At 63.2% G+C, this 24,938-nt stretch carries 24 protein-coding genes; 10 read left to right on the top strand and 14 right to left on the bottom strand.

Annotated elements, in window-relative coordinates; translation table 11 throughout:
* Positions 1-15 precede the first annotated feature (15 nt).
* The 7 genes from FJ490_RS05645 to FJ490_RS05615 all read right to left on the bottom strand — a co-directional run bounded on the left by FJ490_RS05645 (position 16) and on the right by FJ490_RS05615 (position 7,627).
* Positions 16-666, bottom strand: coding sequence for an OmpA family protein (locus FJ490_RS05645; protein WP_140493627.1), 651 nt, complete (start codon positions 664-666; stop codon positions 16-18).
* A gap of 152 nt (positions 667-818) precedes the next feature.
* Positions 819-1,187, bottom strand: a complete 369-nt coding sequence (locus tag FJ490_RS05640; RefSeq protein ID WP_140493629.1) for a GFA family protein — start codon at positions 1,185-1,187, stop codon at positions 819-821.
* A gap of 126 nt (positions 1,188-1,313) precedes the next feature.
* Positions 1,314-1,685 carry a hypothetical protein gene (locus FJ490_RS05635; protein ID WP_140493631.1) on the bottom strand — a complete coding sequence of 124 codons (372 nt, stop codon included), beginning with the start codon at positions 1,683-1,685 and terminating at the stop codon, positions 1,314-1,316.
* Positions 1,686-1,993: 308 nt separating this feature from the next.
* Positions 1,994-2,413 (bottom strand): GFA family protein, encoded by a 420-nt coding sequence (locus tag FJ490_RS05630; RefSeq protein WP_140517633.1) that lies wholly within the window; start codon positions 2,411-2,413, stop codon positions 1,994-1,996.
* 37 nt (positions 2,414-2,450) lie between these two features.
* Positions 2,451-3,582 (bottom strand): peptide chain release factor 2 gene (gene prfB / locus FJ490_RS05625; RefSeq protein ID WP_140493636.1). Its coding sequence is split into 2 segments (ribosomal slippage): positions 2,451-3,515 and positions 3,517-3,582, totalling 1,131 coding nucleotides; the frame shifts between segments, so codons are not numbered across the junction.
* 124 nt (positions 3,583-3,706) lie between these two features.
* Positions 3,707-6,163 carry a penicillin-binding protein 1A gene (locus FJ490_RS05620; protein ID WP_140493638.1) on the bottom strand — a complete coding sequence of 819 codons (2,457 nt, stop codon included), beginning with the start codon at positions 6,161-6,163 and terminating at the stop codon, positions 3,707-3,709.
* Between the two features lie 213 nt (positions 6,164-6,376).
* Positions 6,377-7,627 carry an N-acetylmuramoyl-L-alanine amidase gene (locus tag FJ490_RS05615; protein WP_140728305.1) on the bottom strand — a complete coding sequence of 417 codons (1,251 nt, stop codon included), beginning with the start codon at positions 7,625-7,627 and terminating at the stop codon, positions 6,377-6,379.
* Positions 7,628-8,277: 650 nt separating this feature from the next.
* On the opposite strand from FJ490_RS05615, the gene FJ490_RS05610 reads away from it, so the two are divergent.
* A complete protein-coding gene (locus FJ490_RS05610) occupies positions 8,278-11,226 on the top strand; it encodes a ribonuclease E/G (RefSeq protein ID WP_140584172.1) in 2,949 nt (982 codons plus the stop codon).
* Between the two features lie 93 nt (positions 11,227-11,319).
* Here FJ490_RS05610 and FJ490_RS05605 read toward each other — a convergent pair whose 3' ends face one another.
* Positions 11,320-12,249: a glutaminase gene (locus FJ490_RS05605; RefSeq protein WP_140728304.1), complete on the bottom strand. Its 930-nt coding sequence runs from the start codon at positions 12,247-12,249 to the stop codon at positions 11,320-11,322.
* Between the two features lie 4 nt (positions 12,250-12,253).
* Entirely contained in the window at positions 12,254-13,402 is a 1,149-nt protein-coding gene (locus tag FJ490_RS05600; protein WP_140558692.1) for an aminotransferase class I/II-fold pyridoxal phosphate-dependent enzyme, read from the bottom strand.
* A gap of 146 nt (positions 13,403-13,548) precedes the next feature.
* Between FJ490_RS05600 and FJ490_RS05595 the strand changes: the two genes are divergently transcribed.
* From FJ490_RS05595 to aat, 6 genes are all read left to right on the top strand, one after another.
* Positions 13,549-14,940, top strand: coding sequence for a M48 family metalloprotease (locus FJ490_RS05595; protein WP_140728303.1), 1,392 nt, complete (start codon positions 13,549-13,551; stop codon positions 14,938-14,940).
* Positions 14,941-15,002: 62 nt separating this feature from the next.
* Positions 15,003-15,806 carry a DsbA family protein gene (locus FJ490_RS05590; RefSeq protein ID WP_140728302.1) on the top strand — a complete coding sequence of 268 codons (804 nt, stop codon included), beginning with the start codon at positions 15,003-15,005 and terminating at the stop codon, positions 15,804-15,806.
* Between the two features lie 145 nt (positions 15,807-15,951).
* Complete coding sequence (aroQ, locus tag FJ490_RS05585; RefSeq protein ID WP_140517638.1) at positions 15,952-16,386, top strand: type II 3-dehydroquinate dehydratase; 435 nt, start codon at positions 15,952-15,954, stop codon at positions 16,384-16,386.
* A gap of 26 nt (positions 16,387-16,412) precedes the next feature.
* A complete protein-coding gene (gene accB, locus FJ490_RS05580) occupies positions 16,413-16,874 on the top strand; it encodes an acetyl-CoA carboxylase biotin carboxyl carrier protein (protein ID WP_140493661.1) in 462 nt (153 codons plus the stop codon).
* Positions 16,875-16,884: 10 nt separating this feature from the next.
* Entirely contained in the window at positions 16,885-18,228 is a 1,344-nt protein-coding gene (gene accC / locus FJ490_RS05575; protein ID WP_140493663.1) for an acetyl-CoA carboxylase biotin carboxylase subunit, read from the top strand.
* A 27-nt stretch (positions 18,229-18,255) separates the two neighbouring features.
* The gene (gene aat, locus FJ490_RS05570; protein ID WP_140517639.1) at positions 18,256-18,873 is read left to right on the top strand and encodes a leucyl/phenylalanyl-tRNA--protein transferase; all 618 of its coding nucleotides are present in this window, start codon (positions 18,256-18,258) and stop codon (positions 18,871-18,873) included.
* Between the two features lie 12 nt (positions 18,874-18,885).
* Here the strand turns inward: aat and FJ490_RS05565 are convergent, their stop codons facing one another.
* The 3 genes from FJ490_RS05565 to FJ490_RS05555 all read right to left on the bottom strand — a co-directional run bounded on the left by FJ490_RS05565 (position 18,886) and on the right by FJ490_RS05555 (position 20,414).
* Complete coding sequence (locus tag FJ490_RS05565; RefSeq protein ID WP_140561024.1) at positions 18,886-19,269, bottom strand: hypothetical protein; 384 nt, start codon at positions 19,267-19,269, stop codon at positions 18,886-18,888.
* 74 nt (positions 19,270-19,343) lie between these two features.
* Positions 19,344-19,901, bottom strand: coding sequence for a DUF2155 domain-containing protein (locus FJ490_RS05560; protein ID WP_140728301.1), 558 nt, complete (start codon positions 19,899-19,901; stop codon positions 19,344-19,346).
* Positions 19,902-20,015: 114 nt separating this feature from the next.
* On the bottom strand, positions 20,016-20,414 hold the full coding sequence (locus tag FJ490_RS05555; protein WP_140493670.1) for an NADH:ubiquinone oxidoreductase subunit NDUFA12: 399 nt from the start codon (positions 20,412-20,414) through the stop codon (positions 20,016-20,018).
* 230 nt (positions 20,415-20,644) lie between these two features.
* Between FJ490_RS05555 and panB the strand changes: the two genes are divergently transcribed.
* Both panB and panC read left to right on the top strand, forming a co-directional pair.
* On the top strand, positions 20,645-21,487 hold the full coding sequence (gene panB, locus FJ490_RS05550) for a 3-methyl-2-oxobutanoate hydroxymethyltransferase (protein ID WP_140561022.1): 843 nt from the start codon (positions 20,645-20,647) through the stop codon (positions 21,485-21,487).
* The gene (gene panC, locus FJ490_RS05545; RefSeq protein ID WP_140671711.1) at positions 21,484-22,335 is read left to right on the top strand and encodes a pantoate--beta-alanine ligase; all 852 of its coding nucleotides are present in this window, start codon (positions 21,484-21,486) and stop codon (positions 22,333-22,335) included. Before panB ends, panC begins: the two co-directional genes overlap by 4 nt.
* A gap of 56 nt (positions 22,336-22,391) precedes the next feature.
* Here panC and FJ490_RS05540 read toward each other — a convergent pair whose 3' ends face one another.
* Complete coding sequence (locus tag FJ490_RS05540; protein WP_140493676.1) at positions 22,392-22,886, bottom strand: GNAT family N-acetyltransferase; 495 nt, start codon at positions 22,884-22,886, stop codon at positions 22,392-22,394.
* A 4-nt stretch (positions 22,887-22,890) separates the two neighbouring features.
* Entirely contained in the window at positions 22,891-24,390 is a 1,500-nt protein-coding gene (gene gatB / locus FJ490_RS05535) for an Asp-tRNA(Asn)/Glu-tRNA(Gln) amidotransferase subunit GatB (RefSeq protein ID WP_140493678.1), read from the bottom strand.
* Positions 24,391-24,669: 279 nt separating this feature from the next.
* Here gatB and FJ490_RS05525 point away from each other — a divergent pair, with 279 nt between their 5' ends.
* Positions 24,670-24,927, top strand: coding sequence for a YjhX family toxin (locus tag FJ490_RS05525; RefSeq protein ID WP_140561018.1), 258 nt, complete (start codon positions 24,670-24,672; stop codon positions 24,925-24,927).
* Positions 24,928-24,938: the final 11 nt, after the last annotated feature.

The raw sequence follows: 24,938 nt of genomic DNA, 5'->3' as shown, positions 1-24,938 counted from the left end.
TCTGATCGATGCTGCTCAGGTGAGCGGCGAAAGCTGGATCTCGACGCGACGGTTTTGAGCGCGACCCTCGGCGGTGGCATTGGACGCTACCGGACGGGTCTTGCCGAATCCCGTAACGGCGAAGCGGCGCGAATCGACGCCCTGGCCAGCCAGGTAGTTGGCGACCGCCAGCGCGCGGCGCTGCGACAGATCGAAATTATGCTGGTCGCCGCCGGTCGAATCGGTATGGCCGAACACGTCGACCGTGGTCTGCTTGAACTTCTTCAGCACCAGCGCGACCGAATTCAGCACCTGGTAAAAGCCGGGCTTCACCGCATCCTGATCGACGTTGAAGGTGATATCGGACGGCATATTAAGGATGATCTGGTCGCCGGAGCGGGTGACGCTGACGCCTGTGCCCTCCAACTGCCGGCGCAGTTCGGCTTCGTTCTGGTCCATGGTGGCGCCGATGGCGCCGCCGGCCAGCGCCCCGATGCCGGCACCGATCAGCGCGTTGCGACGATCATTGCCGCCCGCAAGCAGGCCAAGGCTGGCGCCGGCCAAGGCGCCGAGGCCGGCACCGGCCGCCGTGTTGGAAATTTTCTGGTCGCCGGTATACGGATCGGTGGTGGTGCAGGCGCTCACCAGCACAGCCGTCGCCACGACGACGAGCACGGTCTTCTTCATAGGATTGTCCCTCTCCAAGTCACGCCTTGCGATGGCGCCAAATCAGCCCTTCGCGCGACTTGTACCATGAAATGCGGCGAAAAGCGGAACGGGAAAACACCGGCAACGGCTTTTCCCCGGGGCACGATTTTCCCGATTGGGCGTCCAGGAATCTACCAGAGATTCTTGCCGTCGATGGCCACCACTTCGACCTTGTCCAGGTCGAAATCGTCGAACAACCGCGAGTTGACGCTGATCTTGGGATTGTCGAAATCCGGCTCTCCGCTCGACCAGTCCGGTGTTTCGGTGAAGGTCCCGCAGCCGCAGGTGTCGCAAAAACCGTGCTTAACGGTCTTCGATCCCCACTGATAGAAGGAAACATTCTTCTGCGGCGTGAGGAGCTTGAACTGCGCAGGAGTGTAGTAGGCCCAAAGCGAGCCGCGTTTCGAGCAGAACGAACAAGTGCACTGCGTCAGCGTCTGCGGCGCTTGCGAAACCTCGAATATCGTCGCCTTGCAGTGGCAGCTTCCCTTGATGGTCATGGACGTCACCTCTCCCTTGTCCGCCGCCCGCAGGCAACGCAACACAAAGGAGCGGTCCTGGCAACCGTCCGTCAGCAGGCCCCCGCCCATCGCGGTCCGGGCCGGTCGCCGCTGCGCTTCCCGGGCCTAGTAGGAGCGCGGCGGCACGAACAGGCAGATCGTCTTACCGGCGTCTAGACCCGCTTGATGCGCGCACCAGTGGAATTCGCCGTCCGGGCTGTCCTTCACACGCTTGTCGGTCATCGGGACAACTTCCCCCGTGCCGGCGATCACATAACCCTCGGGTTTTTCCAAAACCTCGCCAGTATGGGCCGTGCGGCAATCGTAGTTAGCGCAGCATGCGAATGGATAGCTCCAACCCAGCGGCTTCGCCGCTGTAGGCTTGGCGTCGTGGGCGAAGGCAGGCGCCATCGGCAACGCAATCGCTGCGATTGCAAGCAGGCAGAGCATGAGTCGGCCCACCGCGGCCCGAGCCGATTTTGATGGGGCAGCAGACATGGAAGCGCTCCTTTCGACGAGCATCAAGCGTTTCGCTTGCCCGTTCCTGAAACGTGTCTTCCCAGCGGCCGGATCGTCAGCAGGCATTTCTGCCGCGCCCGGCCATAGATGCTTTTGTCTCCCCTCGACCATGGATGGTGGGCCGATTTGTGAGTCGGCGCAAGAAACCACTGCATGCCGATGTCGCAGGCTGAATGCCGCGCATCGGCAACAGAAAACAGGCGCCGTCTCTCGATTGGATAGGCAGGCACAACCATGCCCAGCAGACGGGATCGCAGATAACGAGATTCAGCGAGAGAAGTTCCGGCCTATTCGCCAGCAGGTCCTGTGATCACGTGTTCGTCATACTGCGGCAGGCCGTCGCTGATCGTGTACCACGGCGCCTTGGAACCGACGAAGATATGCTCGGTCGGGCGGATGCTCGGGTTGTCGACGAGCGTTCCCATCGCGACATGGACGAAGGCGCCCTGGCGCACGACCGAATAGAGCAGCGAACCGCACCGCTTGCAGTGCGCGTCATGGCCGTTGTCGTCGCCGAAGACCAGCAACATGTCGTGGCCCTTGGTCAGGACAAACTTGGCGCGTTCGATGCCCGCGAAGGGCTTGAAAGCCGAACCTGTCGTGCGCCGGCAGTTCGAGCAATGGCAATTCGCCGCGTACAGGAACTCGTCAGCGACCGCATAGTGCACCGCGCCGCAGAAGCACTTTCCAACAAGCTTGCGAGCCATCATCCAATCCAAATGTGTGGCACTGTAGGCGCCGGCCCTAATCCAGGTCCGCCACCGCTTCCCCAGCACCACCCTCGATGCGTTGCGACAGCGAGGCTTCCATGAAGTCATCGAGGTCGCCATCGAGCACGCTCGACGGGCTGGTGCTTTCGACGCCAGTACGCAGATCCTTCACCAGCTGATAGGGCTGCAGCACGTAGGAGCGGATCTGGTGACCCCAGCCAATGTCGCTCTTCGATGCTTCGGTGGCGTTGGCGACGGCTTCGCGCTTCTTCAGCTCTTCCTCGTAAAGCCGCGAGCGCAGCATCTCCCAGGCCTTTGCCCGATTTTTGTGCTGCGAACGTTCGGCCTGGCAGGCGACCGCTATACCGGTGGCGAGATGGGTAATGCGCACCGCCGAATCGGTGGTGTTGACGTGCTGGCCGCCTGAACCGGACGAACGATAGGTGTCGATGCGCACGTCGGATTCGGAAACGTCGATCTCGATCGTATCGTCGATGACGGGATAGACCCAGACGCTGGCAAAGGACGTGTGCCGGCGCGCGTTGCTGTCATAAGGTGAAATGCGCACCAGCCGGTGGACGCCGGACTCCGTCTTCAGCCAGCCATAGGCATTGTGGCCCTTGATCAGCAGCGTCGCGGACTTGATGCCGGCTTCTTCGCCGTCATGCACTTCCAGCACCTCTACCTTGAAGCGGCGGCGCTCGGCCCAGCGCGTGTACATGCGCAGCAACATCGAGGCCCAATCCTGGCTTTCGGTGCCGCCGGCGCCTGCGTGGATTTCGAGATAGGTGTCGTTGGCGTCGGCTTCGCCCGACAGCAGCGTCTCGACCTGGCGGGCCTTCGCCTCGCCTTGCATCGAGCGGATCGCTGCCTCAGCCTCGGCAACGACGCTCTCGTCGCCCTCTTCCTCGCCGAGTTCGATCAGGCCGATATTGTCTTCCAGCGCCTGGGTCAGGCCCCTGACCGCCGCGATGCCTTCCTCGAGGCCCTGGCGCTCGCGCATCAGCTTCTGCGCTTCCAGCGGTTCGTTCCAGAGGCTGGCGTCCTCGGCGCGGACGTTGAGATATTCAAGCCGCTTTATGGCCTGATCCCAGTCAAAGATGCCTCCTCAGCAGGGTAATCGCCTGCCTGATCTCGTCGACAATATTCTGCGTTTCCGCGCGCATGGCCTGGTGTTTTATCCTGTTGCTGAAAGTGACGCCTGGTCGGCGCGATACATAGGGACGGCGCCGCCGCCTGTAAAGCAAATTGGACCGGCCCAGGGCCGGCCCAATCCTGCATGCATACCCGTCAGTAGAGGCCGCCGCCGCCCGACTGGATGGCCTGGTTGGCCTGAGGCGACAGCGCGCCGCCGGAGGCATTGGACCCGTCGGCGCCCATGCCGATCACCCAATAGCTGTCGGCTGGCCCGGTGCCCGGCTTGAAGGCCTCGATGATGGTGCCGGGATCGCCCGAATTGGCCCGCATGCCGGTCTTGCGGTTGATGGCGACCAGATTCATGCCTTCGGGAACCTTGAAGTCGACATTGGGCGTGCCATCCAGCGCCACGCGCATGAAATCCTTGAAGATAGGAGCGGCGAGGCCGCCGCCGGTGGCGCCATGGCCAAGGCCGCGCGGCGTGTCGTAGCCCATATAGAGGCCGACGACGAGGTTTGGCGTGTAACCGATGAACCAGGCGTCCTTTTCGTCGTTGGTGGTGCCGGTCTTGCCGGCGATGTGGCGTCCGAGCTCGGCGATGGTGGCGCCGGTGCCGCGCTGGACGACGCCTTCCATCATCGAGGTGATCTGGTAGGCGGTCATCGGATCGAGAACCTGTTCGGAATTATCGACAAGCTCAGGTTCGGGCTGGTTCTGCCATTCGGCCGCGTTGCAGCCTTCGCAGCCGCGTTCGTCCTGCTTGAAGACGGTCTTGCCGTAGCGGTCCTGGATACGGTCGATCAATGTCGGCTTGATCGACTTGCCGCCATTGGCCATGATCGAATAGGCCGAAACCATGCGCATCACCGTCGTCTCGCCGGAGCCCAGCGCCATCGGCAAATACGGCGCCAGATGGTCATAGACGCCGAAGCGCTCGGCGTATTCGACGACCAGCTTCATGCCCATGTCGTTGGCGAGGCGCACAGTCATCAGATTGCGCGACTTTTCGATGCCGGAGCGCAGGGTCGCCGGACCGGCGACCGTGCCGTCGTAGTTCTTCGGCGTCCAGGTCGTGTTGCCGCTCTGGATGGTAATCGGCCCGTCCATGATCACCGACGCCGGCGTATAGCCATTGTCGAGCGCCGCGGAATAGACGATCGGCTTGAACGAAGAGCCGGGCTGGCGCATGGCCTGGGTGGCGCGGTTGAACTCCGACTGCGCGTAGGAGAAGCCGCCGACCATGGCCAGCACGCGGCCGGTGTGTGGATCCATGGCGATCAGGCCGCCTTCCACTTCGGGGACCTGGCGCAGGCTGTAGGCGTCGTCGGAGCCTTCGTTCTTCTGGACGAAGACGACGTCGCCCGGCTTCAGCACATCGGCCGGCGACTTGGCCCTGACCGTCTTGCCGCCGACCACATGGCGCATGGCAAAGCCCATGTCTTCCTTGCTGACGGTGCCTTCGACGCGCTCCTTGACGATGTCGCCCGACGCCTGGCGTGCCGGCTGCAAGCCAATCGACAGGCCGGATGCCGAACTGTCGAGCACGACTGCGAGCTTCCATTCGGGAACGTCTTCCAGTCCCTTCACATTGCCCAGCGGCACACCCCAGTCGCCGGACACGTCGATCGTCTTTAGCGGCCCGCGGTAGCCGCGCAGCGTGTCGTATTTGATCAAGCCGTTCTGCATCGCCTTGCGGGCGATGAGCTGGATCTTCGGGTCGAGCGTGGTGCGGACGGACAGGCCGCCTTCATAGAGCGCGTTCTCGCCGTAGCGGGCGATGATCTGGCGGCGCACCTCCTCGGTGAAGTATTCGCCGGCGAACAGATAGGTGCCGTTGCGGCGCGGTGTGACGCCGAGGGGCTCCGCCTTGGCCTTGTCGCCTTCCTCGCGCGTAACGTAGCCGTTCTCGACCATCTGGTCGATGACCCAGTTGCGGCGCTCAAGCGCGCGGTCGGCATGCTTGAAGGGGTGATAATTGTTCGGCCCCTTGGGTAGCGAGGCCAGATAGGCGGCCTCGGCCACGGTCAGCTCGTTCACCGACTTGTCGAAATAAGTGAGCGCGGCACCCGCCACGCCATAGGCGCCGAAACCGAAGAAGATTTCGTTGAGGTAGAGTTCGAGAATGCGGTCCTTGGAATAGGCCTGCTCGATGCGGAAGGCGAGGATCATTTCCTTGATCTTGCGCTCGTAGGTCTGGTCCGAGGTCAGCAGAAAATTCTTCGCCACCTGCTGGGTGATCGTCGAGGCGCCAACCTGACGCCTGCCCGAGCCGAAATTCTGCAGGTTGACGATGATAGCGCGGCCCAGGCCGGTCACGTCAATGCCGGGGTGGTTGTAGAAATTCTTGTCCTCGGCCGACAGGAAGGCCGCCTTGACGCGGTCGGGGATGGCCTGGATCGGCAAATACAGGCGCCGTTCGCGCGCGTACTCGGCCATCAGCGCGCCGTCCGAGGCATGGATTCGGGTGGTCACCGGCGGCTCGTACTTGGCCAGCACCTCATAGTCGGGCAGATCCTTGGACAAATGCCCGATATAGATGGCAACCCCCGCCGCGACCAGCAGGGCCAGCGTCGTGCCGATACCGAAGAAATAGCCAATGAGACGAATCATGCCCGCTCCAGTCCTTGGTTCGGGAATTTCCTAAACGAAGCCGCCTTCCGCGCAAGCATTCGAGCCGGTCCCAACCCGTAATCGAAAACCCATGTCGCTACCATGTGGGCAAAATACGGCAAGGCCGGATTTCGCGGCCGTGAGTCGGAAATAAAAGCGTCGGGTGTTGTCGCCGCGCAACGCTGCCTGTGGTTGCAGGCGTCGTCAGGCATTTCAGCCCCCGGTTCCCGTTCTGGCACGCGCGGAAGCGAACAGCGCGACGGCGTTGGTGATGCTTTGCGCCGCCTTGCCGCGCCAGTCGGCGTCGAGCAGTTGCGCCTCGTCCTTGGCATTCGAGAGATAGCCTAGTTCGACCAGCACGGAGGGGACGTCAGGCGCTTTCAGCACCTTGAATCCCGCGGAACGCTGCGGATTGTTGATGAGGCCGACGCTGGTCGACAACTGGCCGACCAGCGTGTGGGCGAAACTCATCGAAAAGGTGTGGGTCTCGCGGCGGATCAGGTCGATCAGGATATCGGTGACTTCCTTGTTGTCGTCCTTGATCACCATGCCGGCGAACTGGTCCGAGAGATTTTCACGATCGGCAAGCGCCTGCGCTTCCGGATCCGAAGCCTTGTCGGAAACGGTATAGACGGTCGCGCCACGGATGCCCTTGAGGCTGATGGTGTCGGCATGAATGGAGATGAGCAGGTCGGCCTCATGCTGGCGAGCGATGCGCACGCGGTCGTCCAGCCGCAAATATTCGTCGGTGTCGCGCGTCATGAAGACATCGTATCTGCCGACGGCGGCGAGCTTGTCGCGCAGTTCCGTGGCGAAAGCCAGCGTGACGTTCTTTTCGACGGTGCCGTTCAGGCCCTCGGCACCGCCATCGACGCCGCCATGGCCCGGATCGATGACGACGGTGAAGCGATGGCCCGGATTGGAGACCGGCCCGGTGCCGACCCGCCCGCCCTTGTCGGTCGAAACCGTGGAACCGGTGGTCAGCGCCTGATTGGCAAGGGCAGTGTCGAACTCGCGTTCGGAGGCCGCCGACATGTCGATGGCGATGCGGTAGCCCGCGCCGTCCTCGTTCTTGAGAACATCGAGCTTGTCGACCGCGAACGGCCCCTTGCCGGTGAGAACCAGCCGCGACACGCCTGCCTCCAACTCACCCAGGCGCACGCCCTTGACCAGCCCGCGAGGCTTCAAATCCTTGGCATCGATGGCTAACTTCGTATTCGCCAGATCGATGACCAGACGATTGGGCCCGCGCAAAAGGAACCATTTGACGTCGGGCTCACGGTCGAAATCCATGACGATGCGCATCTTGGTGGCATCGCCCGCCATCTTGTAACCGGTTGCCGTGAGCGGGGCATCGGCGGCGTTGGCGACCAACGAGATGGTCATCGACAGCAGGAGGCAGAAGATCGTGAGCAAACGGCCGCCGGCACGACTGCCCTTGTCTGTGAAGCCTGCCAGTCCCATCTCTTTGCAGTCGCTCCCGGTTTGGCGCCAAGGCGCCCGGTCATGTAGTCGAAGTGCCGGTTAGGCCGCGAACTCGATTAACGATTGGTATCCAGAGAAGGTTAACCAAGCCTTTTCACGCGAGGCCCGGACCCGTGCTTACGTGGCGGAACCGCTTTTGCCGGCGTCGGAAATCGGGGTTGCCTTCCAACCCGCCAAATCATAAAAGCGATAGTGGATCACTGCAATCCTGGAACCGCCCTCCTCCGCAGCTTCCCGCTACAGGTGAGACGAAAGGCGGCTCCTTTCGCTCCATGCGAGAAGGGTTCAGGTGATCGCGACGAATTTCGCAGGTGTGCGCCCGTGGCGGGGGAATCGCCTGCGTGAGGAAAACGGCCGGGTTTGTCCCGCGCCGGCTCTGTATGAGCAAACAAGCTGGTCCGGTTTCCGGGCTTTGGTTCAAAAGGTTCTGCTGGTGACGATGGCTTCAAGCGCAATCATGGAAAGGTCCGCATCAAACCGCGCCAATATGGCTGCGGGCGGCACCGCCATGGCGCGCAGGCACCGTCCGGCGGACATTCAGACATCCGGCACCCACATTCATCCAGACACACAGCAGCGGCCCTTGCGCCGCAAGCTGCGGCTGACGGCTGCCGGGGGGAAACGAAATAATGCCCAACAAAATGCTGATAGACGCCTCCCACCCGGAGGAAACACGCGTTGTCGTCGTACGCGGTAATCGTATCGAAGAATTCGACTTTGAATCACAGGACAAGAAGCAGCTCAAAGGAAACATCTATCTCGCCCGCGTAACGCGCGTCGAACCCTCCCTTCAGGCAGCCTTTGTCGAATATGGCGGCAACCGTCACGGTTTCCTCGCCTTCAGTGAAATACACCCCGACTACTACCAGATCCCCGTCGCCGACCGTCAGGCGCTGCTGCGCGCCGAAGCGCAGGAAGCCGAGGACGAGGACGATGAGGACGGCGAAGGCGACGACCGCCAGAGCCGCGATCGCGGCCGGCGCGGGCGCCGGCGCGGCGGCAAGGGCCGCGACCGCGCAGAACACAAGCGCGATGCGAGCGGGGCCGATGCCGACGAGGCAACCGAAACGGCCGGCGAGGCAGGCGACGCCGACAATGGCAACGACGCCGTCTCGGAGAACACTTCCCACGGTTCGGAAACCATCGAACATGCGGCCGATATCCCGGAACAGGCCGCGGATGCATCCAATCATGGCGAAGCCTCCCCCGAGCAGAGCGACGAATCGTCCGGACAGGACGAAGGCGAGACCCGCGAGGGCGGCCCGACGTCGATCGCCGCCTCCGTCGACGCCGACGTGATTTCCGAACCCGTCCCGCTGACGGAACAGGGCAGTGAATCCAGCGACGATGATCGCGGCATGCTGGAAGAGGTTCAGTCTTCGCATCCGGACGATCACGAGGTCGAATCGGTCGGCGCCGAGGATGCCCTGGAGGAAGCGCGCAACCGCCGTAAGCCGATGCGCCGCCAGTACAAGATCCAGGAAGTGATCAAGCGCCGCCAGATCCTGCTGGTGCAGGTTGTCAAGGAAGAGCGCGGCAACAAGGGCGCAGCGCTCACCACCTATCTGTCGCTTGCCGGCCGCTATTCCGTGCTGATGCCGAACACGGCGCGCGGCGGCGGAATTTCGCGCAAGATCACCAGTGCTGTGGACCGCAAGCGCCTCAAGGAAGTGGTCGCCGATCTCGAAGTGCCGCAAGGCATGGGCGTCATCCTGCGCACCGCAGGCGAGAGCCGCACCAAGGCCGAGATCAAGCGCGATTACGAATATCTGATGCGGCTTTGGGAGAACGTGCGCAATCTCACGCTCCAGTCCACGGCCCCTGCCCTCGTCTACGAGGAAGGCAGCCTGATCAAGCGTTCGGTGCGCGACCTCTATAACAAGGACATCGACGAGATCCTCGTCTCCGGCGAAGAGGGCTACCGCGAGGCCAAGGACTTCATGCGCATGCTGATGCCGAGCCACGCGAAGGTGGTTCAGCCGTTCCGCGATACGACGCCGATCTTCGTGCGCAACGGCATCGAGGCGCAGCTTGACCGCATGCTGCAGCCGCAAGTGACGCTCAAGAGCGGCGGCTACATCATCATCAACCAGACCGAGGCGCTGGTCGCCATCGACGTCAATTCGGGCCGCTCGACCAAGGAGCACTCGATCGAGGACACCGCGCTCCACACCAATCTGGAAGCGGCGGAGGAAGTCGCCCGCCAGCTCAGGCTGCGCGACCTTGCCGGCCTGATCGTCATCGACTTCATCGACATGGAGGAGAACCGCAACAACCGTGCCGTCGAGAAGCGGTTGAAGGATCATCTCAAGAACGACCGCGCGCGCATCCAGGTCGGCCGCATCTCGCATTTCGGCCTGATGGAGATGTCGCGCCAGCGCATCCGCGCCAGCGTGTTGGAATCGACCATGAAGCCTTGCCCGCATTGCGGCGGCACCGGCCATGTGCGCTCCGATTCGTCTGTCGCGCTGATGGTGGTCAGGGCGATCGAGGAGTTCCTGCTCAAGGATTCGCGCAGCCACATCACGGTTCGCACGCCCGCGGCGACCGCGCTCTATGTGCTCAACCACAAGCGCGGCACGCTGGTGGAACTGGAAAGCCGCTTCGGCCTGACTATCACGCTCGAGGCCGACGACACGGTCGGTTCGCAGCATTATGCGATCTTCCGCGGCGCGCTGGCCGAAAAGCCTGAAGGCTTCGTCGAGGCACGCACCCTGCCGGCCTATGTCGAACCGGAAGAGCCCGAGGATGAGACCATCGTCGAGGAGGAAGACGAAGCACCGGCCCAGGCCGAACAGCCGCGTCAGCCGCAGCAAGGTCAGCACCAGCAGAGGCCCGGCGAAGAGGGCGAAGGCCGCGACCGCAAGCGCCGCAAGCGTCGCAGACGCCGCGGCGGCAAGGATCGCGATCGAGAACATGGCCACACCGACGGTGCTTCCGTGTCGGCGCAGGCCGACGAGTTGTCCACATCGGAAAGCCCGGTGAGCCGTGACGAGGCGGAAGCCGGCGACGAGGCTCCGGTCCCCGCGGCCGGAACTGCCGAAACGGCGGAAGCATCCGACGAGGGCCAGGGCAAGAAGCGTCGCCGCGGCAAGCGCGGCGGCAAACGCAACCGGCGCGAGGACGGCGAAGGCGAGGCCGAGGCAAGCGCCGATGAAGCGACCGAACCTTCCGGGGTCGATGCTTCCGAAAGCGAGCCTGCGATCGAGCCGGTAACCGTCGTGGCTGCGGAAGAGCCGGTGGCTCCAGTGAGCGACGAGGCGACGACCGCCGAGAAGCCCAAGAAGCCGCGGCGCGCAGCCAAGCCGAAGAAGGCAGCCGCCGAGGCTGTCGCCGAGGAGCCGATCGCTGAACTGGCCGTTCCGGCACCCGCCGAGACGCCAGCCACGGCATCGGACGAGGCGGCGGCAGCGACCGCCGAGGAAACACCGAAGGCCCGTCCGTCACGACGCAAGCCGGCGGCCATCGATGCGCCGATCGTGCCGGTGGTTTCCTCGACCGTCGCCGAAGAGCCGGAAACCAAGACCGAAGAGAAGCCGAAGCGCGCCGGCTGGTGGCAGCGGAAAGGTTTCTTCTGAGATTTCAGCCCTTTGAACTGACTTCCTGAATAAAAAAAATCCCGCGCCGGTCGAAAGACGGCGCGGGATTTTCATATTCGGTTTGCCGGAACGTTACGGCGCGAAGATCGACCAGTTCATCATCCTGGCAAGCTTTTCCAGGGCGATCGAGCCCAGCTTGGAATTGCCGTTGGCGTTGAGGCCGGGTGACCAGACGGCGAGCGAGGCGGCGCCGGGCACGATGCCCAATATGCCGCCGCCGACGCCGCTCTTGCCCGGAATGCCGACGCGGAAGGCAAAATCACCGGAGCCGTCATAGTGGCCGCAGGTCAGCATCATGGCGCCGATGCGGCGTGCCCGCTCGACTGATACCACGGAATGTCCGGTCGCCGGATTTTTGCCGCCATTGGCGAGGAACCGGCCGGCCATCGCCAGCTGCCGGCAGCTCATGGCGATGGCGCAATGATGGAAATAGACGCCGAGCGCCAGCTCCGGCGCATGATGAAGATTCCCGAAGGATTTCATGTAATTGGCGAGCGCGAAGTTGCGATAGCCGGTGGCGCGCTCCGACGCCGCAACCTCGCGGTCGATGATGATGGTCTCGTCGTCAGCGAGGAACTGGATGAAGCGCAGGATCTCGCCGATCGCCTCGCGCGGCTGATGACCGGCAAGCAGGATGTCGGAAATGACGATAGCGCCCGCATTGATGAAGGGATTGCGCGGAATGCCGTTCTCATGCTCGAGCTGCACGATCGAGTTGAACGGATTGCCCGAGGGTTCGCGCCCGACCCTTTTCCACAGCGCATCGCCGACATTGCCCAGCGCCAGCGTCAAGGTGAATACCTTCGAGATGCTCTGGATCGAAAAGGGCTGGTCGGCGTCGCCCGCCATCAGCACACGGCCGTCATTGGTGACGGCTGCGATGCCGAATTTCTTGGGATCAACCTTGCCGAGTTGCGGGATATAGGTGGCGACCTCGCCGCGATCGGTGCGTTCGGCCATTTCGACCGCGACTTCGGCCAGGGCCTGCTCGAGTTCCGGCATGGATCTACCTCAGCCAGCGTTCGATGCGCGCCAATGCCTCGACCATGTCGTCATGGCTGCCGGCATAGGAGAAACGCATGGTGCGGTGCCCGGCCTGGGTGTCGAAATCACGGCCGGGCGTGGCCGCGACATGCGCCTCGGCCAGCATCTTGCGGGCGAAAGCCATGCTGTCATTGCTGTGCCGGGTGACGTCGCAAAAGGCATAGAAGGCGCCATCCATCGGTGCGGCCAGCGGAAAGCCGAGCTCCGGCAGACGCTTCATCAGGAGCTCGCGGTTCCAGGCATAGCGACCCTTGACCGCTTCCAGCTCCTCGGTAGCGGCAAAGGCCTCGATTGCGGCGACCTGCGACAGTTCCGGCGGCGAGATGTAGAGGCTCTGCGCAATGCGCTCGATGGGCCGCACCAGCGCTTCCGGCAGCACCATCCAGCCGATGCGCCAGCCGGTCATGCAATAGTATTTCGAGAAGGAGTTGATCGCCGTGACACCGGTGCCAAAGGCGAGTGCCGTGGTGTCGGGCGCCGCATAGGCCAGCCGGTGGTAGATCTCGTCGGAGATGACGGCAATGCCGAGCGCCTCCGCCGTCCGGACCAGGTCCGCGAGATCATCGGCCGGAATGACCGCGCCGGTCGGGTTGGCGGGACTTGCGAACAGCACGCCCTTCAGCGGTTTTTCGCGATGCGCGGTCTCCAGGTGGGCGGCATGAAGATAGGCCGCGTCGCCGAGCTCTATCTCGATCACTTCGATGCCCAGCGCCGCCATGATGTTGCGATAGGCGGGGTAGCCCGGCGCTGCGATGGCGACGCGGTCACCGGGATCGAACATTGCCAGGAAGGCGAGATTGAAGGCGGCCGAGGATCCCGTGGTGACCGCGATCCGGTCGGGCGCGACATCAAGCCCGTAGTGATCCCCATAATGTTCCGCGATCGCCTTGCGCAATCCAGCCAGGCCCAGCGCATCGGTATAGCCAATACGCCCGTCCTGCAAAGCCCTGGCCGCCGCGGCACGAACGCGGGCCGGAGCCGGATCGGACGGCTGGCCGACGGCCATGGAAATGACCGGCGCGCCCGTCGCTCTCAGCCGGTTCGCCTCGGCCAGCACATCCATGGCGTGGAAGGGTTCGACATTGCCACGGCGTGAGAGCGAAACGACCATTTTGACCTCGATCCGACGATTGAGCGCACCACGTCCTGGCGCATGCGCCGCACAAATGCCCGATTGGTGTGAGGATCACAAGTTGAGGAAGTTTTTCCGGTGCCGACTTTTCATCTTTCGCCCGCTCGTCTACCAGTGGACACGTCATGTTGAGCCGACCCAAATCGATGGTTGCCCGGGTAGCGCGCGTCGTTGCGACGCTTTCGCTTGGCGTCGCCGTCGCGGTGTCTGGTTCCACCAGCGCCTTGGCCCAGAACGTGCCGGTGGTGCGCGATGCCGAGATCGAGGCGCTGGTGCGCGACTACGCCCGCCCGATCTTCAAGGCCGCCGGTCTGGCGAATGACGGCATCGACATCGTCCTGGTCAACGACCAGAGCTTCAATGCCTTCGTCACCGGACGCAGGCTGTTCATCAACACGGGCGCCTTGATGGAAGCCGAAACGCCCAACGAGATCATCGGCGTCATCGCCCACGAGGCCGGCCATATCGCCGGCGGCCACCAGCAGAAACTGCGTGACCAACTCGAGCGCGCCAAGACGATGGCCATCATCGCAACCTTGCTGGGCGCCGGCGCCATGGTCGCCGGGGCGACCACCAACAGCCGCGGACTTGCCGGCGCCGGCGTGGGCGTGGCGGCTGGCGGCGGCGAGATGGCGCAGCGCAGCATTCTCGCCTATCAGCGCACCGAGGAGATGACGGCCGACCGCTCGGCGATCACCTATCTCAACGCCACCGGCCAGTCCGGCATGGGCATGCTGAAGACGTTTCAGCGCTTCCAGACGGCCTTGTCGCTCTCGGGCGCGCAGGTCGATCCCTACCGGATCAGCCATCCGATGCCGCGCGATCGAATCTCCAACCTCGAAGTGCTGGTCAAGCAGAGCCCCTATCTCGACAAGGTCGATGCGCCGGCCCTGCAATTGCGCCACGACATGATGCGGGTGAAGATCGCTGTCTACATGGAAGGCCAGGCCGCCGCGTCGCGGCTGATGCGAAAGATGCAGGGCAGCCTTGCCGCGCAGTATGGCGAGGCCCAATCGGCCTATCTTTTCGGCAACATCGCCACCGCACTCGTCAAGACCAACGCCTTGATCAAAGCCCAGCCCGGCAACGCCTATTTCCAGGAATTGCGCGGCGATATATTGATGAAGGCGAACAAGCCCAAGGAAGCTGCCGATGCCTACGCCAAGGCAGTCAGCCTCGACAAGGCGCGATCTGGATTGCTGCCGGTTTCGCTCGGCCAGGCGTTGATGGCGACGGGCACCCCAGACGCTCTGAAAAAGGCCGTGGTGCAGATCAACAACGGCTTGCGACGCGACAAGGAAAATTCCGTGGGATACCGCTATCTGGCGCAGGCCTATGGCGAATTGGGAGACATACCGGGCGCCGAGCTCGCCACGGCCGAGGGTCATTTCTATTCCGGTAACTACAAGGATGCGAAGATCTTCGCCATGCGAGCGCAGCAGCAACTCAAACGCGGCGAGCCGCGATGGATACGCGCCCAGGACATCATAAACTACAAGCCGTCGGGCAAGGTATAGTGAACCTTCCGGCCGTGCGCTGCGACGCAGCCAGACCGGAAAACAGGCAAAGGAACGGAACGATGAAAAAGGCACTGCTGCTGGGCACCACGGGAGTTGCGATAGCCCTTGCCATGCTGGCGTTCGGTTTCGTGGCCGGCAGCCCGCAAATCGCGGAAGCCGGTGCGGCGCAACCGCTTCAGACGGCAGCGGCCGGTACCAAGATCGACCGCACCGAGGTCGAAGGCATCATCCGCGATTATCTCCTGAAGAATCCGGAAGTGCTGCTGGAAGTCCAGGATGCGCTCGAGGCCAAGCAGAAAGAAGAGCAGCGCATTGCCCATCTCGGCGTCATCAAGGGCGCCAAGGAGCAGATCTTCAACTCCTCCTTCGACGGCGTGGTCGGAAACCCGAAAGGCAAGGTCACGATCGTCGAGTTCTACGATTACAATTGCGGCTTCTGCAAACGCGCCATCGAAGACATGCAGGCGCTGACCAAGGCCGATCCGGACCTGCGTTTCGTGCTCAAGGAGTTCCCGATCCTCGGCCCGGATTCGCAGAAGGCCAGCGTCGTCTCGATGGCCTTCCACCTGATGATGCCGCAGAAGTACGGTGAGTTCCACAATGCGCTGCTCGGCGGCCAGGGACGCGCCACCGAGGCGGCGGCGATCAAGGTCGCGCTTTCGCTCGGCGCCGACGAAGCGACGCTGCGTGAAAAGATGAAGGACCCGTCCATCACCGAAGCCTTCTCCAAGACCTACGATCTCGCCAACAAGCTGGCGATCACCGGAACGCCGTCCTATGTCGTCGGCAACGAGGTCGTGTTCGGGGCGCTCGGACAGGAAGTCCTGGCGGAGAAGATCGAGGCGGCGAAAGCCGCGCTTTGATCGGCCGCGGGTTTTCTTCACGGGCGCATTTCCGCCTGTTGTGGACAGTGAAAGAACGCACTTGCGCTCTTTCCGCGGGCGTCTATGCCCATTATAGAGGGCCCAGCGCCGGTTTGACGCCGGTGCCGGAAAAGGTCGGCATTTTTTGAAAACGGTTTTCGTCCTGAACGGTCCCAATCTCAACGCGCTCGGCAAGCGCGAGCCAGGCATCTATGGCGGCAAGACGCTTGCCGCCATCGCGGAGGACTGTAGAGAGGCCGGCGCGGCGCTCGGGCTCGAAATCGATTTCCGCCAGTCGAACCACGAGGGCGACCTCGTCGACTGGATCCAGGAAGCCGGCGACAAGGCCGCCGGCATCGTCATCAATCCCGGCGCCTATAGCCACACCTCGATCGCGATTCACGACGCCATTCGTTCCGTGGCGCCGCTGCCGGTCGCCGAGGTCCATCTTTCCAATATCCATGCGCGGGAATCATTCCGCCACGTCTCCATGGTCGCGCCGGTCGCTGTCGGCATGATCTGTGGCTTTGGGCCGCTCGGCTACACGCTGGCGCTTCAGGCGCTGGCCGCACGCCTATGACCGGCCAACAAACAGAAGGCTCGAAAATGTCGATAAAGAAGACCGGTGTTGACCAGCAGCTGATCCGCGACCTGGCGGGCATACTGAACGACACCAATCTCACCGAGATCGAAGTCGAGCTGGGTGACCTGAAGGTGCGCGTATCGCGGCAGGCACCGGCCGTTCACGCGATAGCCGCGCCGCAGCCGGCCTTTGCGCCGGCGCCGGCGGCCCAACCTGCCACCGCAGCCGTTCCGGCCGCGGCCGACGTGTCGAAAAACGCCGTGGCCTCCCCCATGGTCGGCACCGCCTACCTGGCGCCCTCGCCGGATGCCAAGCCGTTCATCGAGATCGGCCAGAACGTCAAGGAAGGGCAGACGCTGCTGATCATCGAAGCGATGAAGACGATGAACCAGATCCCCTCGCCGCGCGCCGGCACGGTGACGGCGATCCTGTTCGAGGACGCACAGCCGGTCGAATACGGCATGCCGCTCGTCGTGATCGAGTAGAGCGGCCCTAATGTTCCAGAAGATTCTCATCGCCAATCGCGGCGAAATCGCGCTTCGGGTGCTGCGTGCCTGCAAGGAGCTTGGCATCCAGACGGTGGTGGTGCACTCGACCGCCGACGCCGACGCCATGCATGTTCGGCTCGCCGACGAGAGCGTATGCATCGGGCCACCGCCATCGCGCGACAGCTACCTCAATATCCACCAGATCGTCGCCGCCTGCGAGATCACCGGCGCCGACGCCGTGCATCCCGGCTACGGTTTCCTGTCGGAGAACGCCAAGTTTTCCGACATATTGGCCGCGCATAACATTACCTTTATCGGTCCGACCGGTGACCATATCCGCATCATGGGCGACAAGATCGAAGCCAAGCGCACCGCCAAGCGCCTCGGCATTCCGGTGGTTCCCGGCTCCGATGGTGCGGTGACCGAGGAAAAGGAGGCCAAGCGCATCGCTGCAGAGATCGGCTATCCCGTGATCATCAAGGCGTCGGCCGGCGGCGGCGGACGCGGCATGAAAGTGGCGCATACCGAGGCCGACCTCGAAGTCGCCTTGCAGACGGCCCGCTCGGAAGCGGGCGCGGCCTTCGGCGATGACGCCGTCTATATTGAAAAGTACCTGCAAAAGCCGCGTCATATCGAGGTTCAGGTGTTCGGCGACGGCTTTGGCCGGGGCGTGCATTTCGGCGAGCGCGACTGCTCCTTGCAGCGCCGCCACCAGAAAGTCTGGGAAGAGGCCAACTCACCCGCCCTCAACGCCGAGGAACGCTCGCGCATCGGCGATATCTGCGCCAACGCCATCGCCGACCTCGGCTATTCCGGCGCCGGCACGATCGAGTTCCTCTACGAGAATGGCGAGTTCTATTTCATCGAGATGAACACGCGCCTGCAGGTCGAGCATCCGGTGACGGAGGCGATCACCGGCATCGACCTGGTGCATGAGCAGATTCGTGTCGCCTCGGGCGGCGGTCTTTCGGTCAAGCAGGAAGACATCCGCTTCCAGGGCCATGCCATCGAGTGCCGCATCAATGCCGAGGATCCGCGCACCTTCACGCCCTCGCCCGGCACGATCACCCATTTCCACACGCCAGGCGGTCTCGGCATCCGCGTCGATTCCGGTGTCTATTCCGGCTACAAGATCCCGCCCTACTACGACAGCCTGATCGGCAAGCTGATCGTGCACGGGCGAAACCGCGTCGAGTGCATGATGCGGCTGCGCCGGGCACTGGACGAATTCGTCGTCGACGGAATCAAGACGACGTTGCCTCTGTTTCGCGACCTCGTCGGCAACGCCGACATCGCCAATGGCGACTATGACATCCACTGGCTGGAAAAATATCTGGCCAAAGGCGAATAGCCCCGGACTTGCCGCTATAATGAAGCGATGACTCGCCCCTACGCGCCAGGCTATCGTATCCCGACCGACCTTCTGCTCAAGGCCTACGCCTCGGGCGTCTTCCCGATGGCCGAAAGCGCCGCCGACCCGGAAGTGTTCTGGGTGCGGCCGGAAACGCGCGGCATCATCCCGCTCGACCGCTTCCACACGCCGAAAAGCCTGAAGAAGGCGCTTCGGCGAAACCTCTTCGACATCCGTTTCGACTTCGATTTCGAGGCGACGATCGATGGCTGCGCCGAAAGGCGCGAGGAGCGCCGTTCCACCTGGATCAACGCGCCGATCCGCGAGGCCTATGTGCAGTTGCATCGCATCGGCCATTGCCATTCTGTCGAGGCCTGGCGCGAGGAGCGGCTGGTCGGCGGCCTCTACGGTGTCTCCCTGGGGAGGGTGTTCTTCGGCGAAAGCATGTTTTCCCGGGAAACGGATGCTTCGAAGATCTGCCTTGTGCATCTCGTCGAACGCCTGCAGGCGCGCGGTTTCGCGCTGCTCGACACGCAGTTCACCACCGAACACCTCAAGCGCTTCGGCGCAATCGACGTGCCGCGCGGCAAATACGAGAAGATGCTGGCCGACGCGCTGAAGGGTGAAGCGGTGTTTTTCCCCTGATGATCCAGCCCGTCAGCGGACCTTCGTTTCCAGCGGAGCCTGCGAATGGAACATCATCTTCCAGCCGTTGACGCGATGGACATAGCCGGTGCTGACCAGCGCCGCGTAGGCTTCGCCATTGCCCCTCACGGCATGCGCCTCATAGGCCAGGATGACGATGTCGCTGCCTGGTTCGACCACGCCCTTGAGATCGATCTCGAGATCACGCCATCGCTTGGGATCGGCGGCGGTTTCGGCGAGATCGGCATTGCTCATGGTCTGGGCCATCTGCGGAAATGCCACGAGGCACTCGGTGTCGGCATTGGCCGCGAAAAATGCCGAATCGCCTGTCCAGAAGCCCTTTTCGAGCTCAAGCAGTTCCTTGATGCTGGCGGTGATCCGCTTTCTGGCAGACATTGGAAAATCCTCCCGGCGCGCATCGTATGGCCGTCAGGGCCCCAACGCGTTGCCGTCAGGGCGGTTCCGAAGGATCAGTTGGTGCTGGTCGTAGGCGGTTCCGTTGCTTCCGGCTCGGTCGCAGCCGGAGCGGCCGTGGCATTCGGCTGGGCCGTATCGGGCTTGGCCGCCTCGGTCTTGGCCGAATCGGGCGCTGGCACATCCGACTTCTGCTTGCAGGCTTTCAGCCAGACGTCATAGACGGCATGCTCCACGGCATTGAGACCAGGGCTTTCGGCAAACATCCAACCGGTGAAGATGCGGCGGATCTTGCGGTCGAGCGTGATCTCGTCGACTTCGACAAAGGAATCGGTCTTCGGTTCCTCATTCTGCGGCCGGGAGTAGCAGACGCGCGGCGTCACCTGCAAAGCACCGAACTGCACCGTCTCGTCGATATAGACGTCGAAGGTGATGATGCGGCCGGTGATCTTGTCGATGCCGGCGAATTCGGCGACCGGGTTGGTGATTCGGTCCGCCCCCGGCGCCGGCGCGGCTGCGGGCGGCGTTGGCGAAGCGGCAAGTGCCGCGGTGCCAACGGTGAGCCCGGCGGCTACCATCAGTGCGCCCATCGATGTCAGGGTGGAAATGCTCATGCAGGGATACCGGTGGTTAGCGCCCGGGTGATTCTCTATCACAAAGGCTAGTCGCCGTTTTCTGATCAGCAAGCAGCTAAACACCAATTGTGGCGATAAAGGATCGACGCCCGCTTATGATCCGGGCGTCCAGGCGTCGTAGTCGCCGGTGACCTGCGGGCGGTGCTGGTTGGTCAGCACCGAGCCCTTCGGACGATAGGCTGAGGGCGAGCCGGTCAGGTTCGGTTGATGCGGTTTCTGCCAGTCGCGCGGCTTGTAATCGTCGCTCGGCGGCGCGACGTCGACGCGGTGATGAATCCAGCCGTGCCAGCCGGGCGGGATAGAAGAAGCCTCGGAATAATCGCGATAGATGACCCAGCGGCGCGTGCGTCCTTCGGAATCGACACCGCCTTCGTAGTAGACGTTGCCCACCTCGTCCTGCCCGACCTTCCTGCCGTGCCGCCAAGTGTGCAGGCGCGTGCCAAGCGTCTGGCCGTTCCACCAGGTGAAAAACTGCGTAAGGAAAGTCTTCATCTTCAAACCCTCGCGCCGATGGCGTCCGTTTCCTGCTTATGGCGTCAGCCCTTCGTGAAGGCAAGGGGCTTGCCGCCAAGAGGGCGCAAATGGCGCGCCGGTAAGGCGACACAAGCCTGTGATGCATTGCCGGCGCCGTATGGTGCTTGCCAAGCACCCTCAGCCTTTCTAAAGCTCTGCGCGCGCCCCGTGCGGGTATCCGGCCGACCGTTGGCCGAGGGAGGTGACGATTGGCCAGGAAATCGCCGACCGCCGACATTCGCATCGGTGCCGACGCCATTCGCCGCCGAAAGCGTGACGTGCCGATCGTCTGTCTCACCGCCTATACCTACCCCATCGCCCGCCTGCTCGACGAGCATGTCGATCTGCTCCTCGTCGGCGACAGCGTCGCAATGGTCCTGCATGGCCACAAAACGACGCTGGGCGCCTCGCTGGAGATGATGATCGCGCATGGGCAAGCGGTGATGCGCGGCTCGGCCAGGGCTTGCGTCGTCGTCGACATGCCAGCCGGCAGCTATGAGGATTCGGCTGCCCAAGCGGTTGCCTCGGCGCGGCGTATCGTTGGCGAAACCGGCTGCCAGGCTGTGAAACTCGAGGGCGGCGTCGGTATGGCCCGGCAGATCGCCGCGGTCGTCGATGCCGGCATCGCGGTCATGGGCCATATCGGCCTGCTGCCGCAATCCGTCGAGAAGGATGGCGGCTACAGGATCAAGGGCCGGACCGACGAGAATGCGGCAGCGCTGTTTGCCGATGCGCGCGCCGTCGAAGAAGCCGGCGCCTTTTCGATGGTCATCGAGGGCACGGTCGAAGCGGTCGCGGCCGAAATCACCCGCCGCATCGCCATTCCGACTATCGGCATCGGCGCGAGTGGCGTTTGCGACGGCCAGATCCTGGTCATAGACGACATGGTCGGGCTCACCGTCGACCGCGTGCCGAAATTCGTCAGGGAGTACGCCGATTTGCGCAGCGTGGTCTCGCAGGCGGCCGCACGTTACGCCAGCGAGGTACGAGACCGGACATTCCCCGGTTCCGAAAATGTGTTTTCGGCCACCTTGGGCAAGGACAACCGATGAGCCGGCCCCTCGTCGTCGACACGGTCGCCGGCCTTCGCGCGCGGATCCGCGACTGGCGGCGCGACGGCCTTCGCGTCGCCATGGTGCCGACAATGGGCGCCTTGCACGAAGGGCACCTATCGCTGGTCAGGATCGCGCTTGAAAGAGCCGAGCGCTGCATCGTCTCGATCTTTGTCAACCCGACGCAGTTCGCGCCGAGCGAGGATCTCGACAAATATCCACGTCAGCTCGCCCGCGATCTCGACCAGCTGGCTTTGGCCGGAGCCGATCTTGCCTACACGCCTGGGGTTGGTGAGATGTATCCTGCCGGCTTTGCCACCAAAATCTCGGTCGGCGGTCCCTCCGCCGGGCTCGAATCGGATTTTCGACCGACTTTTTTCGAAGGCGTCGCCACCGTCGTGGCGAAGCTGTTCCAGCAGGCGTCGCCCGACGTCGCGGTCTTTGGCGAAAAGGATTATCAGCAATTGTGCGTCGTCAGGCAGCTCTGCCGCGACCTCGACCTGCCCGTCGAAATCATCGGCGCGCCGACGATCCGCGACGCGCATGGCCTCGCCATGTCATCGCGTAACGCCTATCTCGGCGAGGCCGAACTCCAGATCGCCCGCCGGCTCAACGTGATCCTGCGCAAGGCAGCCGCGGCGCTGGCGGCCGGCGCCGACCAGAACGGCGCGACAGGCGAAGCCAGCCGCGCCCTACTCGCGGCCGGCTTCCACAAGATCGATTATGTCGAAGCTCGCGAGAGCCGGACGCTGACGCCGTGGCGCCGCAGGCACGAGGGCCGCCTGCTCGCCGCCGCCTGGCTGGGCAAGACCAGGCTGATCGACAATGTGGACGTCTCCACCAGTTAGGCTGCGGCTCGATCGCTGAATTCGACCGCCGGATTGCGCACCCGAAAGGTCCGCCGCTATGCGGCAAGCGGCCTTTCATAGACGAGCGCCGGGATAGCGGATTGGGCCGAACCGCAATTGTCGGTGCGGCCGGTCTGGACGAAGCCGTTCGCCTGGTAGAAGGCAATTGCGCGCGTGTTCTTCTCTTCCACTTCCAGCCGGATGGCGCGGGCCTCAGGGAAGCTTTCGATGATCTCGTCGAGAAGCATGCCGCCGATGCCCCGGCCCTGCAGGCCGGGCTGCACGTAAAGCTGCTTCAGCATGACCACGCCGCCGCCATCGAGCGCTTCGGCAAATGCCATGCCGCCAATGCGCTGGCCATCGTCGGCGACGAGGAACTCGCTGTTTGGCTTCGCCAGCCGCGCCGTGAGCGAGGCGATCGAATGCCACGCATCGGTGATTTCTGTCACCCGTTCGGCGCCGTAGATGGCGTCGTAAGTCGCATGCCAGGTCTCGACCAGCAGCGCCCGGATGGCGGCGAGGTCGCGATCCCCGGCGGTGCGCACGAACATGGCGTTACTCGATGCCCAGCTTGGCCTTGACCAGGTCATTGACGGCCTGCGGGTTGGCCTTGCCGCCGGTCGCCTTCATCACCTGGCCGACGAACCAGCCGGCCATGGTCGGCTTGGCGCGCGCCTGCTCGACCTTGTCCGGGTTGGCGGCGATCACCTCGTCCACCGCTTTTTCGATAGCGCCGGTGTCGGTAACCTGTTTCATGCCGCGGCTCTCGACCAGTTGGCGCGGGTCGCCGCCCTCGTTCCAGACGATCTCGAACAGGTCCTTGGCAATCTTGCCGGAGATGGTGCCATCCTTGATCAGGTCGATGATAGCGCCGAGCTGGTCTGGCGAAACCGGAGCGTTTTCAATGTCCTTGCCAGCTTTGTTCAATTGTCCGAGCAGGTCGTTGATGACCCAATTGGCCGCGAGCTTGCCGTCGCGGCCGGCGGCCACCTTCTCGAAATAGTCGGCGATCGGCTTTTCCGACACCAGGATCGAAGCATCGTAAGTCGAGAGGCCGAGCGAGGAGATCAATCGCGCCTTCTTGTCGTCGGGCAGTTCCGGCAACTCCTTGGCCAGCGCTTCGACATAGGCCTGGTCGAACTCCAGCGGCAACAGATCGGGATCGGGAAAATAGCGGTAGTCGTGCGCCTCTTCCTTGGTGCGCATCGAACGGGTTTCGCCCTTGACGGCGTCGAACAGCCGCGTTTCCTGGTCGATCGTGCCGCCATCCTCGATGATGGCGATCTGCCGGCGCGCCTCGAAATCGATCGCCTGGCCGATGAAGCGGATCGAATTGACGTTCTTGATCTCGCAGCGCGTGCCGAATTCGCCGCCCGGCCGGCGCACCGAAACATTGACGTCGGCGCGCATGGAGCCTTCGTCCATGTTGCCGTCGCAGGTGCCGAGATAGCGAACGATGGTGCGCAGCTTGGTAACATAGGCCTTGGCTTCGTCGGCCGAACGCATGTCCGGTTTCGACACGATTTCCATCAGCGCCACGCCGGAGCGGTTGAGATCGACATAGGACATGGTCGGATGCTGGTCGTGCATCGATTTGCCGGCATCCTGCTCCAGATGCAGGCGCTCGATGCCGACCTCGATGTCCTCGAACTCGCCCTGGCGGTCGGGCCCTACGGAGACGATCACCGTGCCCTCGCCGACGATCGGCTGCTTGAACTGCGAAATCTGGTAGCCCTGCGGCAGGTCCGGGTAGAAGTAGTTCTTCCGGTCGAAGACGGACTTGTGGTTGATCTGCGCCTTTAGCCCGAGGCCGGTCCGGATCGCCTGCTTGACGCATTCCTCGTTGATGACGGGCAGCATGCCGGGCATTGCGGCATCGACCAGGCTGACATTGGCGTTGGGGGCGGCACCGAACGACGTCGAAGCGCCGGAAAACAGTTTTGCTTCCGATGTCACCTGCGCATGGACCTCGAGCCCGATGATGATTTCCCAGTCGCCGGTGGCGCCGGGGATCAGGCGTTTCGCGTCGGGCGTGCGGGTATCGATGATGCTCATGGTGGCCTGCGTAGTAGAACGATGGAAACGTGCGTTTTGCACATCCTGATTTGCAACTTCGCTAGTGCAAACCGCCTCCCGAGACAAGCGTAAAGCCGCCCGCTGGCCTTTTCCGCCGCTTTCGCCTATAGGCCATCCATCCCAATGGAGAGTGGATGTCCACTTACGCTCAGTCCCGGTAAGGCCCTGACCTCATAGCGAGGCAGGGCAGAAAACCTGAAACCCCGCGCCGCGAAGCTTCGCGGCGGCGGCTTTTGTTGTTTTCCCGGAAACTCTCCCATGGATATTTCGCGTATTGAACAACGCGTTCTGCACCTGCTCGCGCAGGGCGGACGCATTGAGATCGAAAAAAGTGAGAAGAAACGGATCGCCTCCGTCAAATGCCTGACCCGCGACGGCTGGCACTACCCCGACGTCGATCTCGACCTGTTTCGGAAGCTGAAGCGCAAGAAGGCGGTTTCGTCGTCGGGCGGCGGCCCCTACCGCATCACGCGGCGCGGGCTCCAACTCGTCCGCTCCGAACTCGACAACAGGTAACTATCGCCCGC

Origin of the sequence: Mesorhizobium sp. B2-5-11 (assembly GCF_006440835.1) — a bacterium.
GTDB lineage: Bacteria > Pseudomonadota > Alphaproteobacteria > Rhizobiales > Rhizobiaceae > Mesorhizobium.
The sequence above is the reverse complement of the archived record's forward strand: the minus strand, read 5'-3'. Positions and strand labels throughout refer to the sequence as shown.